We start from the raw sequence: 13,303 nt of genomic DNA, 5'->3' as shown, positions 1-13,303 counted from the left end.
TGGCCCGCCGGACAACCCAATCAGCTCCACTAAGGGCACCCAGGCTGGTCGCCGACCCCCGGGCCGCCGCCGCCTGGCGTCGCTTCCGTCAGGAGCTCGCGGATGCCGAGCCCGAGCGTCGCCGCGAGATGCTGCGGCGGCGGGCCAACCAGTCCCGCACCACCGACCTTCGGATGATCGGCCGGGCCGGCCTTGGGCACGTGGGCGGCGACATGTCCGTCCTGGACATCCTGACCACCCTGTTCTTCGGCGTGCTGCGGGTCGACCCGGAGCAGCCGGACTGGGCCGACCGGGACCGGTTCGTCCTCAGCAAGGGGCACACGGCCGGTGCGCTCTACGCGACCCTGGCCGCGGCCGGCTTCTTCGCCACCGCCGAGCTGGACACGTTCGCCGGCCCGCACTCCCCGCTCAACGGCCACCCCAACCGGGTCAAGGTGCCCGGCGTCGAGACCAACACCGGCCCGCTCGGCCACGGGCTGCCGGTCGCGGTCGGGATGGCGGTCGGTGGCCGGCTCGCCGCCTCGGACCGCCACGTGTACGTCGTGCTCGGCGACGGCGAGCTGCAGGAGGGCAGCAACTGGGAGGCCGCGATGACGGCCGGGCACCGCCGCCTGGCCAACCTGACCGCGGTCGTGGACCGCAACCGGCTGCAGCAGGGCGCCCGTACCGAGGACACCAACGCCCTTGATCCACTCGACGCCAAGTGGCGTAGCTTCGGCTGGGACGTCACCGAGGTCGACGGCCACGACCACCTGGCCCTGCTGGCGGCGTTCACGGCGCCCCGCGGGGAGCGCCCGACCTGCGTCATCGCCAACACGATCAAGGGAAGAGGCATCTCCTTCATGGAGGACCGAGTCGAGTGGCACCACAAGGTGCCCACCCCTGAGCAGATCACCGCCGCCGCGGCGGAGCTGGCCCGATGAGCACGATGGTGGCGGAGACCTTCGACTGCCGGGTCGCGTTCGCGGAGGAGCTGCTCGCGCTGGCCCGGGCGGACGAGCGGATCGTCGCGGTGTGCAACGACTCCGTGGGGTCGAGCAACCTGGTCGCGTTCGCGAAGGAGTTCCCCGACCGGCTGATCAACGTCGGCATCGCGGAGCAGGACATGGTCGGCGTCGGCGCGGGGCTCGCGCTCAGCGGCTACGTCCCGTTCGTCTGCGGCGCGTCGCCGTTCCTGACCGGGCGCGCGCTGGAGCAGATCAAGGCGGACGTCGCCTACAGCGAGACGCCGGTGGTGCTGTGCGGGATGAGCCCCGGCATGGCGTACGGCGAACTCGGCCCGACCCACCACTCCATCGAGGACCTGTCGTGGCTGCGGGCCATCGCCGGCCTCGGCATCGTCGTGCCGGCCGACCCGGCGGAGACGCGGGCCGCGGTCCGCTGGGCGGCGGCCGCCGCGACGCCGGTGTTCCTGCGGATCGGCCGGTTCAAGGTGCCGGCGGTCAACGGCGAGTTCGTCTTCGGCCGGGCGAGCACGCTCCGCGACGGCACCGACGTGACGGTCGTGGCCGCGGGCACGATGGTCTCCCGCGCGCTGGCCGCCGCCGAGGAAGCGGCCGAGGCCGGCGTGGACGTGCGCGTGCTGAACATGTCGACCGTGGCGCCGCTCGACGAGGAGGCGATCCGGCGGGCGATGCGCGAGACCCGCGGGATCGTCACCGCCGAGGAGGCCACGACGACCGGCGGGCTCGGCGCCGCGGTCGCCGCCGTGGTCGTCGCCGAGCGCGCCCCGGTGCGCATGCGGATGCTCGGCGTCCACCGCGAGTTCGCGCCGACCGGCAGCACCGCGTTCCTGCTGGAGCACTTCGGTCTCACCGCCGCGGACATCCGCGCGGCGGCCCTCGAGCTGGCCAAGGGCGATGGCTGAGAACCTCATCCTGGCGATCGACCAGGGCACGAGCGCGACCAAGGGCCTCCTGGTCGACGCCGGCGGCGCGGTCGTGGCGAGCGGGTCGGCGCCCGTGCCGATCCGCTACCCGCGGCCGGGCTGGGTCGAGCAGGACGCCGTCGAGATCCTCGACAGCGTGCTGGCCGCGGCCGGGCAGTGCCTCGCGGGCGTGCCGCGCGGCGCCGTGACAGCCGTCGGGCTCAGCACGCAGCGCGAGTCGGCCGTGGTCTGGGACAAGCGCACCGGGAAGCCGGTCGGGCCGGTGCTGGGCTGGCAGGACCAGCGGGCCACCTGCGCCGACCTGCGGCCGCACGCGGACGAGATCCGGCGGATCAGCGGGCTGCCGCTCGACCCGATGTTCAGCGCGGCCAAGCTGCGCTGGCTGCTCGAGCGGACGCCCGACGCGGCGGTCGGCACGGTCGACTCCTGGCTGCTGTACGCGTTGACCGGCAACCACCAGATCGAGGTCGGCAACGCGTCGCGTACACAGTTGTTGGACGTCCGCACGGGTTCCTGGAGCGGGGAGCTGCTGGAGCTGTTCGGCATCCCGGAGTCGGCCCTGCCGGCGCTCACGCCCTCGGCCGGTGCGCTCGGCGTGATCGGCGCCGCGGGCGGAGTGCTGGCCGGGTTGCCGATCACCGCGGTGCTCGGCGACTCGCACGCGGCGCTCTACGCCCACGGGCCGGGCGACGGCGTCAAGGTCACCTACGGCACGGGCTCGTCGGCGATGCGCCTGGTCCAGGGCACGCCGGCCGGCGACGCGGTGTGCCTGACCGTCGCCTGGGGTGACCCGCCGCCGCGGCTGGCCGCCGAGGGCAACATCCGGTCGACCGGCGCGACCGTCGCCTGGCTCGCCGACCTGCTCGGCATCACCCCGGAGGCGGTCGCCGCGTTGGCGGCCGGCGCCAGCAGCGACGGCGTGCACCTCGTGCCCGCGTTCGGCGGGCTGGCCGCGCCGTGGTGGGACGACAGCGCGGTCGCCGTGATCAGCGGCCTGACGCTGGGCAGCCGGGCGCCCCAGCTCGCCCGGGCCGCCGTGGAGTCGATCGCCCACCAGGTGGCCGACGTGGTCGACGCGATGGGTCCCGCCGGTTGCCTGCTCGCCGACGGCGGTGCGAGCGGCAACGACGACCTGATGCGGATCCAGGCCGATCTCCTCGGCGTGCCCGTCAAGCGGGCCCGCACCACCAACCTGTCGGCACTCGGCGCCGCGTTCCTCGCCGCCGGCCGGCCGCCGCCGCCGATCGCCTACGACGAGTTCCAACCCGGCCCCGGCGACCGCGCCGCGGCACGCGCCGCGTGGCGCGACGCCGTCGCCCGGGCCTGTACCCCGTCCGCCCCTCACCCCGGGAGCTGATCGCCATGACCGAGTACCCCCGCTTCGGCGCCGGCCTGTGGCACTTCGCCACCTACGTCGACCGGTACGCCTCCGACGGCTACGGACCCGCCCGCACGACCCTCGACGCGATCGAGCTGGCCGGGCAGGTCGGAGAGCTGTCCGTCGTCGACCTCAACTACCCGTTCACGCCGGGCGTCGGGCTCAGCGAGGTCAAGGACGCGCTGGCCGCGCAGGGCCTCGGCGCGATCGGCATCACGCCCGAGATCTACCTGCGGAAGTTCAGCCGGGGCGCGTTCACCAACCCGGACCCGGCCGCCCGCAAGGCCGCCCTCGACCTCATGCACGAGGCCGCCGGCGAGGTCCGCGAGCTCGGCGCCGACTACGTGAAGATCTGGCCGGGCCAGGACGGCTGGGACTACCCGTTCCAGGTCGACCACCGGACACTGTGGAAGCTCGCGGTCGACGGCATGCGCGAGCTGGCCGGCGCACACCCCGACCTGAAGTTCGCCATCGAGTACAAGCCGCGCGAGCCACGGGTCAAGATGACGTGGGACTCGGCGGCCCGGGCGTTGCTTGGCATCCAGCAGGTCGGCCTCGACAACGTCGGCATCCTGCTGGACTTCGGCCACAGCCTCTACGGCGGCGAGTCGCCGGCCGACGCGGCGCAGCTCATCATCGACCACGGCCGGCTGTACGGGATGGACGTCAACGACAACCTGCGCGGCTGGGACGACGACCTGGTCGTGGGCACCGTACACCTGACCGAGATCTTCGAGTTCTTCCACACCCTCCGCAAGAACAACTGGGCGGGCGTCTGGCAGCTCGACCAGTTCCCGTTCCGCGAGGACAGCGTCGACGCGGCGAAGACCGCGATCGGCACGCTCAAGCGGCTCCACCGCGCCCTGGACCGGCTCGACGAGGCTGCCCTGGCCGAGGCACAGGAGCGCCAGGACGCGATGGCCGCGCAACGGATCGTCCAAGAGGCCCTGTTCGGTTCCCCCGCCGAATGATGTTTGGAGGACCCATGTCCATGCGACACCTCTGGCGCCGGCTCGCCACCGTCTCGGTGGCCGCCGCGGTCACCGTCACCGCGGTGGCCGCGGTGCCGGCGTCCGCACACGGCTCCAGCAAGCCCCGGACCGTCGTCACGACCGACATGGAGCAGGACGACCTCGCGTCCCTGATCCGCTACCTGCTCTACACCAACGAGGTCGACACCGAGGGCATCGTGTACGCCAGCGGCCGCTTCCACTGGGCCGGCGACGGCAAGGGCACGGAGTTCTTCCTGCCCGGCCGGGAGTACTCGACGCCGCAGACCTCGTGGCGGTGGGTCGGCTCGACCTACATCGAGGACCACGTGCTGCCCGCGTACGCCGCCGTCTATCCGAACCTCCGCCGGCACGACCGGTCGTATCCCTCGCCCGCGGAGCTGCGCTCCCTGATCAGGATCGGCAACATCGAGTTCGAGGGGGAGATGGCGAAGGACACGCCCGGCTCCGACCTCATCAAGACGCTGCTGCTGGACAACGACAAGCGGCCGCTCTACCTCCAGGCGTGGGGCGGCACGAGCACGATCGCCCGGGCGCTGAAGTCCATCGAGGAGCAGTACGCGGGCTCGCGGAAGTGGGAGTCGATCCGCGACAAGGTGACCCGCAAGGCGGTCATCCTCGCCAGTGGCTTCCAGGACGAGACCTATGCCGACTACATCGCGCCGGTCTGGCCCGGGATCCGGGTCGAGAACATGCAGGCGGGGTACGCGACGTGGGGCTACAACTGCGCGCGCGGCGGCCAGGGCAACGTGCGTGGCCTGCCGGCGGACCGCGTCTACTTCAGCGGGCCCTGGATCCGGGAGAACATCCAGATCGGGCCGTACGGCTCGCTGTACCGGTCCTGGTTGGACGGTCAGTCGATGCCGGGGGACCAGCTGGACATCTTCGGCGACCCGGTGCTGGCGCCGGGCGGGTGGTGCAAGCCGCTGGCGCCGTACGACTTCCTGTCCGAAGGGGACAACGTCGCGTTCAACATGCTGCTGAGGACCGGTATCGAGGAGCCGTCGAACCCGCTGCTCGGCGGCTGGGGTGGCCGGGCGCAGCAGACCAGCACCTCGCCGAACCTGTGGACGATGGCGGGCACGGAGGTCGACGCGTCGGGCACGCCGGTGGCGAACCTGACGACGCTGCGCTGGGCCGCCGCGGCGCAGAACGACTTCGCGGCCAGGATCCGGTGGACGCTGGACGCCCGGGGCGGCAACCACGCGCCGTCGGTCCGGGTCCGTGGCGACTCCACGGTCAAGGCCCGACCGGGCGCGGTGGTGAAGCTGTCCGCCCGCACGTCGGACCCCGACCGCGGTGACCGGGTCTCGGTGAGCTGGTGGCAGTACCGCGAGGAGGGGACGTACCCCGGCGCGGTCAGCGTCACGCCGGGCGGCACCGTCACGGTCCCGGCCGACGCGGTGCCGGGCCAGACCATCTCGGTGATCCTGCAGGGCACGGACGACGGCCAGTTCCCGCTGACCCGCTACGACCGGGTGACGATCACGGTCGCCTGACCCGCGTGGAGGCGCCGGCCCGTGGGGGGGCCGGCGCCTTCCCGTTCTCAGCCGGCCGTGCAGGAGCGGACCTGGGCGCGGCCGCCGCTGTTGCCGTTGAACATCGTGGTGAAGCCGAACGTGTTGCCGCTGCCGTTGGAGCGCATCGTCAGCACGGCGGCCGTGCCGTCGAGGCTCGCCGTGCCGTTCCAGGTCGTGACGATGCGCTGGGGCTGGGTGACCGCGACGACGACCGTCCAGGAACCGGCGCCGCTGACGGTGACGCTGGTGTTGTAGCGGTCGCCCCAGACGTTGGGGTAGGACGTCGACGCGGTGCAGCTGCCGCCACCGCCGCGGTTGCCGCCGCCGTCGGGGGCGACCGCGCGGCCGGTCGACGGGGAGATCATCCCGGGACAGAGGTTGCGGCTCGTCAGGTTGGCCATGATCTGCGGGATCGCGCTGCGGGTGTTGGCGATGCCGTCGTGCATGAGGATGACCTGGCCGGCCTGGAGGCGGCCGGCGTTGGCGACGATCTGGCTGACGCCGGCGCCGTTCCAGTCCTGCGAGTCGACGTCCCAGATGACCTGCCGCATCCCGAGCGACGAGGCGACGGACTGCAGGGTGCCGTTGGTCTCGCCGTACGGCGGCCGGAACAGCTGTGGCCGGACCCCGGTCGCGGACTGGATCGCCGAGTTGGTCTGTGCCAGGTCCGACTGCATCTGGGCCTGGGTCATCGTGGTCATGTGGGCGTGGTTCCAGCTGTGGTTGCCGACCCACATGCCGGCCGCCACCTGCTGCTGCGCCGCCGACCGGTTGTTCTGGGCGTTCTGGCCGGTGTTGAACATGGTCGCGCGTACGCCGTTGCCCTGCAGCACGCTGAGCAGGGATCCGGTGCTGCCGGTGGGCCCGTCGTCGAAGGTCAGACCGACGTAGCCGGTGCAGGTGGCGGCGGCGGCCGGGGTCGCGGCGACGCCGACGCCCCCGAGCGCGACGGCGGTGGCGACCAGGGCGAGCCGGGCCGCCGTGCGGGCGAGTGACATGCGGAACTCCTCACTGGTGTGCTCTGACGCTCGGCCCGCGGTGGTGTGTGTGACATCGATTCCAATGGATCGATGGGCGCTCCGTCAACAACTTCCGGAACTTTCCGGTCCTCAGCCGGCGCGGCGGGCGTGCAGCGAGATCCAGTCCCGGTGCGAACGGTTGCGGCCCACCTGCCGCACCGCGAACCCGGCCGCCGCCAGCAGCGCGGTCACGTCCGCCTCGCGGTGGTAGGTGAACCAGCGCCGCAGGTCGGAGCCGTAGTTCTCGGCGACCTCCCAGTCGGCGCCGTCACCCTCGGCGAGCGCCAGGAAGAGCGCGCCGCCGCCGCGGACGACCCGCGCGAACTCACCGAGCACCGTGGGCACCGCCGCCCTGGGCAGGTGGAGCAGCGCCGCCTGGCACCAGACCGCGTCGACGGAGGCGGTCCGCACCGGTAGTCGGCGCATGTCGGCCTGCGCGACCGCGCGCAGCCCGCCGGCGCGCAGCTGCCCGAGCGACAGATCGAGCCCGACGACCTGGAAGCCCCGACCCCGCAACAGGTCGACCTCCCGCCCGGGCCCGCAGCCGACGTCGACGACGCGGCCGCCGACCGGGACCTCCTCGCCGAGTGTGTCGAGGTCGCGCAGCAGGCGGGTGTCGGTGTCCGCGTTGCGTCGCGCGTACTCCGTCGAGATGTGGTCGTAGGTTCGCTGGGTCTCGATCGTCGGTTCGGTCACGTGACTAGCATGGCCGGATGGGCCTGGATCTGTTCGCCGGGATTTCGGTGCGGGACTTCCAAGCGGCGCTGCGCTGGTACGAACGACTGCTCGGCGCCGCGCCGTCGTTCTTCCCGAACGACGTCGAGGCCGTCTGGGAGCTGGCCGAGAACCGGTGGCTCTACGTCGAGCACCGGCCCGCGCACGCCGGGCACGCGCTCATCACCGTGATCGTCGACGACCTCGAGGAGCGCGTCGCGGGCATCGCGCGGCGGGGCCTCACGCCGGCCTCCGACGAGACGTACGAGAACGGCGTACGCAAGGTCACCTATCGCGACCCGGAAGGCAACGAGGTCGGCTTCGGCGGCACGCCGAACCCGGGCGAACCCGCTTCCTGACGGGCCCTACCATCGACCCGGACCGTCGGTGACCCGTGGGAGAGCGAACGATGGAGACCTTGGAGTTCCAGGCCGAGGCACGCCAGCTGCTGCAGTTGATGATCCACTCGATCTACTCGAACAAGGACATCTTCCTGCGCGAGCTGATCTCGAACGCGTCGGACGCGCTCGACAAGCTGCGGCTCGCCGTGCTGCAGGACGGCGTCGAGGGTGACCCGAGCGACCTGCGGATCGAGCTGTCGGCGGATCCGGACGCCCGCACGCTGACCGTGCGCGACAACGGCATCGGCATGACCCGCGAGGAGGTCGTCGAGCTGATCGGCACGATCGCCCGGTCCGGCACCGCGGAGCTGCTGCGGCGGCTGAAGGACGCCAACGGCGACGCCGACCTGATCGGGCAGTTCGGCGTCGGTTTCTACTCGACGTTCATGGTCGCCGACAAGGTCACCCTGGTCACCCGCAAGGCGGGCACCGAGGGCCACGGCACCCGCTGGGAGTCGGCGGGGGAGGGCACCTACACGATCGAGGACGCGCCCGACGCGCCCGTCGGCACGTCGGTCACCGTGCACCTGCGGCCGGCGGACGAGGAGGACGCGCTCTTCGACTACACCGCGGACCGGAAGATCCGCGAGATCGTCAAGCGCTACTCCGACTTCATCGCCTTCCCGATCAGGATGGGCGACGAGACGCTCAACTCGATGAAGGCTCTGTGGGCCCGGCCGCGCAGCGAGGTCTCCGACGACGAGTACCACCAGTTCTACAAGCACGTCAGCCACGACTGGGCCGACCCGCTGGAGATCATCAACCTGCGGGCCGAGGGCACCTTCGAGTACGAGGCCCTGCTGTTCATCCCGTCCACCGCGCCGTTCGACCTGTTCCACCGCGACACCCGCCGCGGCCTGCAGCTCTACGTCAAGCGCGTGTTCATCATGGACGACAGCAAGGAGCTGATCCCGGACTACCTGCGCTTCGTCAAGGGCGTCGTGGACGCGGCCGACCTGTCGCTCAACGTCTCGCGCGAGATCCTGCAGCAGGACCGCCAGATCCAGCTCATCCGGCGCCGCCTGGTCAAGAAGGTCCTGTCGACCATCAAGGACATGCGGTCGAACGCCCCGGAGAAGTACGCCACGTTCTGGCGCGAGTTCGGTCGTGCGCTCAAGGAGGGCCTGCTCAACGACCCGGACAACCAGAAGGCGATCCTGGAGGTCGCGTCGTTCGCGTCCACGGCCGGCCCCGATCCGACGACGCTCGCCGACTACGTCGAGCGGATGAAGGAGGGCCAGGACGCGATCTACTACCTGACCGGCGACTCGCGCGCGCAGGTGGTGAACTCACCCCACATGGAAGCCTTCCAGGCGCAGGGGTACGAGGTCCTGGTGCTGACGGACCCGGTGGACGAGCTCTGGGTGGAGGCGGTCCCGGACTACGAGGGCCACAAGCTGCAGTCGGTCGCCCGTGGCGACGTGGACCTGCCGGCCCCCGCCGACACGCCGCCGCCGTCCGGCGATTTCGCGCCGCTGGTCGCGTTCCTCAAGTCGACGCTCGAGGAGCAGGTCAAGGACGTACGCCTGTCGCACCGCCTGACCACGTCGGCGGCCTGCCTGGTCGGCGACACGGACGACATGCCACCGGCGCTGGAGAAGATGTACCGCGCCATGGGCCAGGAGCCGCCGCGGGTCAAGCGCATCCTGGAGCTCAACCCGAAACACCCGCTGGTGGAGGGGTTGCGCGCGGCGCACGAGCGGCGGTCCGACGACACGTCGCTGCCGGAGACGGCGGAGCTGCTGTACGGCACGGCCCTGCTCGCGGAGGGCGGCGACCTGGCCGACCCGGCCCGCTTCGCCAAGCTCCTCGCGGACCGGCTCGCCGACACCATCAACTGAGTTTCACATTCCTGCCCGTCTATTAGTAAAGTTTGTGAACAGAGGTGATACAGTCACGCGCATCGATCCGCTGCTCCTGGTCCCGATCGGGGGCACCCTCCGGAAAGGAGTGATCGCATGTCGCGACTGCGTGCCCTGCTCGTGGCTCTGGCCGTGGCCGTCGCCGGCGGAGTGGTGGCGATCATCCCGGCGACCGCGGCGTCGGCCGCGGCCTGTGCGACACCGTGGCAGGCGTCGACCGTCTACTGGGGCGGCAACCAGGCCTCCCGCAACGGTCGCAACTACCAGGCGAAGTGGTGGACCCAGGGCGAGGCCCCGCCCGGCACCACCGGCGTGTGGCAGGACCTCGGCGCCTGCGACGGCGGGGGCGGCAACCCGGGCAACCCGGGCGGCAGCTGCACCTACCCGAACTGGGTCGCCGGCACCTGGTACGCGGCGGGCGCGATCGTCCGCTACACCAACGGCCTGTACTACATCGCCGAGCACGAGAACCCGGGCTACGACCCGATCATCAGCACCTGGTACTGGGAGCCCTACACCTGCGGCGGGGGCGGCAACCCGACCAACCCGCCACCGACGGGCGGCTTCGTCGTCAGTGAGGCCCAGTTCAACCAGATGTTCCCGGGCCGGAACTCCTTCTACACCTACTCGGGGCTGGTCGCCGCGCTGAGCGCGTACCCGGCGTTCGCCAGGACCGGCAGCACCACCGTCCAGCGCCAGGAGGCCGCGGCCTTCCTCGCCAACGTGCACCACGAGACCGGCGGGCTCGTCTACATCGTCGAGCAGAACACCGCGAACTACCCGCACTACTGCGACGCGAGCCAGTCGTACGGCTGCCCGGCCGGCCAGGCCGCCTACTACGGTCGCGGGCCGATCCAGCTCAGCTGGAACTTCAACTACAACGCCGCCGGCAACGCGCTCGGCCTGCCCCTGCTGACCAACCCCTGGCTGGTGCAGAACGACGCCGCGGTCGCCTGGAAGACCGGCATCTGGTACTGGATGACCCAGCACGGCCCGGGCACGATGACGCCGCACAACGCGATGGTCAACGGCGCCGGCTTCGGCGAGACGATCCGCAGCATCAACGGGTCGATCGAGTGCAACGGCGGCAACCCCGCCCAGGTGCAGAGCCGCGTCACCCGCTACCAGCAGTTCGTCGGCATCCTCGGCGTCGCCGCCGGCAACAACCTCTACTGCTGACCGGCTGCCCGGGGGCGGCGCGCGGTTCGCCGTCGCTCCCGGGCCGTTCCGGCCGGTGCGCTACGGTCGACGATCGTGACGACGGAACAGTGGCCGCTCGGCGGGGACCTGCGCGTGAACCGGGTCGGCTACGGAACGATGAAGCTGACCGGCTGGCCGAGGGGCGAGCGGCCCGACCGGGACACCGCGCTGGCGATCCTGCGCCGCGCCGTGGAGCTCGGCGTGAACCACCTCGACACGTCCCACTACTACGCGCGTGCCGGCGTGGCCGCGAACGAGCTGATTCGCACCGCGTTGCATCCGTACCCGGCCGACCTGGTCATCGTCACGAAGGTGGGTGCGCTGGTCGAGGGCGACGACATCACCCTGCCCCCGGCCGAGCAACGCGGCCTGACCCCCGCGGGCCTCCGGCGCGGCATCGAGGCCAACCTGCGTTCGCTCGGCGTGGACCGGCTGGACGTGGTGAACCTCCGCATGGGCGACCGCGGCCATGGCGACGGACCGTTCGAGAGCGCGCTGGAGACGCTCATGTCCCTGCGTGCGGAAGGCCTCATCCGGCACCTGGGCGTGTCCAACGTGACCCAGGCGCAGGTCGCCCGGGCGCGCGCCATCGCCGACATCGTCTGCGTGCAGAACCTCTACAACATCGCGGCACGCGACGACGACGCGCTCGTCGACGCCTGCGCCGAGGCCGGCATCGCCTACGTACCGTTCTTCCCGGTCGGCGGATACCAGCCACTCACGGCGGAGAACCTGACCGACGTCGCCGAGCGGCGCGGCGCCTCCGCGCCCCAGGTCGCGTTGGCGTGGCTGCTGGCCAGGTCGCCCAACGTCGTGCTCATCCCCGGCACGAGCTCACTGGCCCATCTGGAACAGAACATCGCGGCGGCCCACCTGCGCCTCACCGACGACGACGTCGCCCAACTCGGAGCGGTGGTCGCCGCCTGAGGTCGGTGCGCCTTCATGCCGCGTACGCCGCGAGCGTCCGGTCGGTCTGGTCCGTGACGTGCTCGACGGTCAGGCCGCAGCGCTCGAGCACCTGGTCGCGGCTGCCGTGGTCGAGGAAGGCGGTCGGCGTGCCGAAGCTGCGCACCGGGACCCGGACGTGGTTGTCGACCAGCGCCTGGCTGACCATCGCGCCGACCCCGCCGGCGCGGACGCCGTCCTCCACCGTCACGACGAGGCGGTGGCGCGCGGCGAGCGGGATCAGGGCCGGGTCGACGGGTTTCACCCAGCGTGGGTCGACGACCGTGACCGGGTGCCCGCGGGCGGTCAGCTTCTCCGCGACCGCGCAGCACAGGTCGGCCATCGCGCCGACCGACACGACGAGCACCTCCGAAGCCGTCGCCGGGTCCGGCCGCAGCAGGACGTCCAGGCCGCCGATCCGGTCGACGGCCGGGACGGGTGCGGCGGCGTCGCTCCTGGGATAGCGAACCAGCGTCGGCGCGTCCGTGATCGCGACGGCGTCCCGCAGCTGCGCGCGGAGTTGGTCGGCGTCGCGTGGGGCGGCGATGCGCAGCCCGGGCACGACCTGGAGCACGGCGAGATCCCACACGCCGTTGTGGGACGCGCCGTCCTCGCCGGTGATCCCGCTGCGGTCCAGCGCGAACGTCACCCCGCACCGGTGCAGCGCGACGTCCATCAGCAGCTGGTCGAAGGCACGGTTGAGGAAGGTCCCGTACAGGGCGACGACGGGGTGCAGGCCGGCGGTGGCCAGGCCGGCCGCCGCGGTGACGGCGTGCTGCTCCGCGATACCCACGTCGATGAAGCGGTCCGGGAAGCGCCGGGCGAACGGGTCGAGCCCGGTCGAGCGCCGCATGGCCGCGGTGACCGCCACAATGTCCGGCCGCTCGGCCCCCAGCGTCGCCAGTTCGTCGGCGAAGGCGTCGGTCCAGGTCCCGGCGCCGGGTGCCGCGGCGTCCATCGGCTTGACCTGGTGGAAGCGCTCGTCCGCGCGTTCGGCCTCGGGAAGACCGCGGCCCTTCTCGGTGACACAGTGGACGACGACCGGTCCGGGACATCGCTTGGCCCTTCCCAGGGCTGCTTCCACCGCCGGCTCGTCATGCCCGTCGACCGGGCCGATGTAGCTGAGACCGAGTGTGTCCTGGGGTCGACTGGCCGGCGCCGCGCGCAGCCGGGCCAGGTGGTCGGCGAGACCGCCGATCGTCGGCTGGTAGGAGCGGCCGTTGTCGTTGAGCACGATCACCAGCGGCCGGTCCTTCGCGGCCGCGATGTTGTTCAGCGCCTCCCACGCCATGCCACCGGTGAGGGCGCCGTCGCCGATCAGCGCCACGACGTGACCGGCCGTGCCGGTGAGCCGGCGGGCGGTCGC

12 protein-coding genes are annotated in these 13,303 nt (G+C 71.9%); 9 read left to right on the top strand and 3 right to left on the bottom strand.

Features of this window, described 5'->3' with window-relative positions; genetic code table 11:
* The 5 genes from AB0H87_RS27115 to AB0H87_RS27095 all read left to right on the top strand — a co-directional run.
* A partial coding sequence (locus AB0H87_RS27115; protein ID WP_360151348.1) for a transketolase occupies positions 1-923 on the top strand: 923 nt, incomplete at its 5' end.
* Complete coding sequence (locus AB0H87_RS27110) at positions 920-1,867, top strand: transketolase C-terminal domain-containing protein (RefSeq protein WP_360151345.1); 948 nt, start codon at positions 920-922, stop codon at positions 1,865-1,867. The genes AB0H87_RS27115 and AB0H87_RS27110, both read left to right, overlap by 4 nt.
* Positions 1,860-3,245 (top strand): FGGY family carbohydrate kinase, encoded by a 1,386-nt coding sequence (locus AB0H87_RS27105; protein ID WP_360151342.1) that lies wholly within the window; start codon positions 1,860-1,862, stop codon positions 3,243-3,245. The genes AB0H87_RS27110 and AB0H87_RS27105 overlap by 8 nt, the downstream gene beginning before the upstream one ends.
* Before the next feature lie 5 nt (positions 3,246-3,250).
* Positions 3,251-4,237 carry a TIM barrel protein gene (locus AB0H87_RS27100; protein WP_360151339.1) on the top strand — a complete coding sequence of 329 codons (987 nt, stop codon included), beginning with the start codon at positions 3,251-3,253 and terminating at the stop codon, positions 4,235-4,237.
* A 14-nt stretch (positions 4,238-4,251) separates the two neighbouring features.
* On the top strand, positions 4,252-5,775 hold the full coding sequence (locus AB0H87_RS27095; protein WP_360151336.1) for a DUF1593 domain-containing protein: 1,524 nt from the start codon (positions 4,252-4,254) through the stop codon (positions 5,773-5,775).
* 47 nt (positions 5,776-5,822) lie between these two features.
* On the opposite strand, the gene AB0H87_RS27090 is transcribed toward AB0H87_RS27095, so the two are convergent.
* On the bottom strand, positions 5,823-6,794 hold the full coding sequence (locus tag AB0H87_RS27090) for a polysaccharide deacetylase family protein (RefSeq protein ID WP_360151333.1): 972 nt from the start codon (positions 6,792-6,794) through the stop codon (positions 5,823-5,825).
* A gap of 111 nt (positions 6,795-6,905) precedes the next feature.
* On the bottom strand, positions 6,906-7,511 hold the full coding sequence (locus AB0H87_RS27085; protein WP_360151330.1) for a class I SAM-dependent methyltransferase: 606 nt from the start codon (positions 7,509-7,511) through the stop codon (positions 6,906-6,908).
* Between the two features lie 17 nt (positions 7,512-7,528).
* On the opposite strand from AB0H87_RS27085, the gene AB0H87_RS27080 reads away from it, so the two are divergent.
* The 4 genes from AB0H87_RS27080 to AB0H87_RS27065 all read left to right on the top strand — a co-directional run bounded on the left by AB0H87_RS27080 (position 7,529) and on the right by AB0H87_RS27065 (position 11,919).
* A complete protein-coding gene (locus tag AB0H87_RS27080) occupies positions 7,529-7,888 on the top strand; it encodes a VOC family protein (RefSeq protein ID WP_360151327.1) in 360 nt (119 codons plus the stop codon).
* A gap of 50 nt (positions 7,889-7,938) precedes the next feature.
* Positions 7,939-9,771 carry a molecular chaperone HtpG gene (htpG, locus tag AB0H87_RS27075; protein WP_360151324.1) on the top strand — a complete coding sequence of 611 codons (1,833 nt, stop codon included), beginning with the start codon at positions 7,939-7,941 and terminating at the stop codon, positions 9,769-9,771.
* A gap of 117 nt (positions 9,772-9,888) precedes the next feature.
* Entirely contained in the window at positions 9,889-10,971 is a 1,083-nt protein-coding gene (locus AB0H87_RS27070; RefSeq protein WP_360151321.1) for a glycoside hydrolase family 19 protein, read from the top strand.
* 75 nt (positions 10,972-11,046) lie between these two features.
* The gene (locus AB0H87_RS27065; protein ID WP_360151318.1) at positions 11,047-11,919 is read left to right on the top strand and encodes an oxidoreductase; all 873 of its coding nucleotides are present in this window, start codon (positions 11,047-11,049) and stop codon (positions 11,917-11,919) included.
* Positions 11,920-11,932: 13 nt separating this feature from the next.
* Here the strand turns inward: AB0H87_RS27065 and AB0H87_RS27060 are convergent.
* Positions 11,933-13,303: 1-deoxy-D-xylulose-5-phosphate synthase N-terminal domain-containing protein (locus AB0H87_RS27060; RefSeq protein ID WP_360151315.1), on the bottom strand; the 1,371-nt coding region annotated here is incomplete at its 5' end.

The organism is Asanoa sp. NPDC050611 (assembly GCF_040654855.1).
Classification (GTDB): domain Bacteria; phylum Actinomycetota; class Actinomycetes; order Mycobacteriales; family Micromonosporaceae; genus Asanoa.
This window is presented reverse-complemented; position numbering and strand designations above follow the sequence as displayed.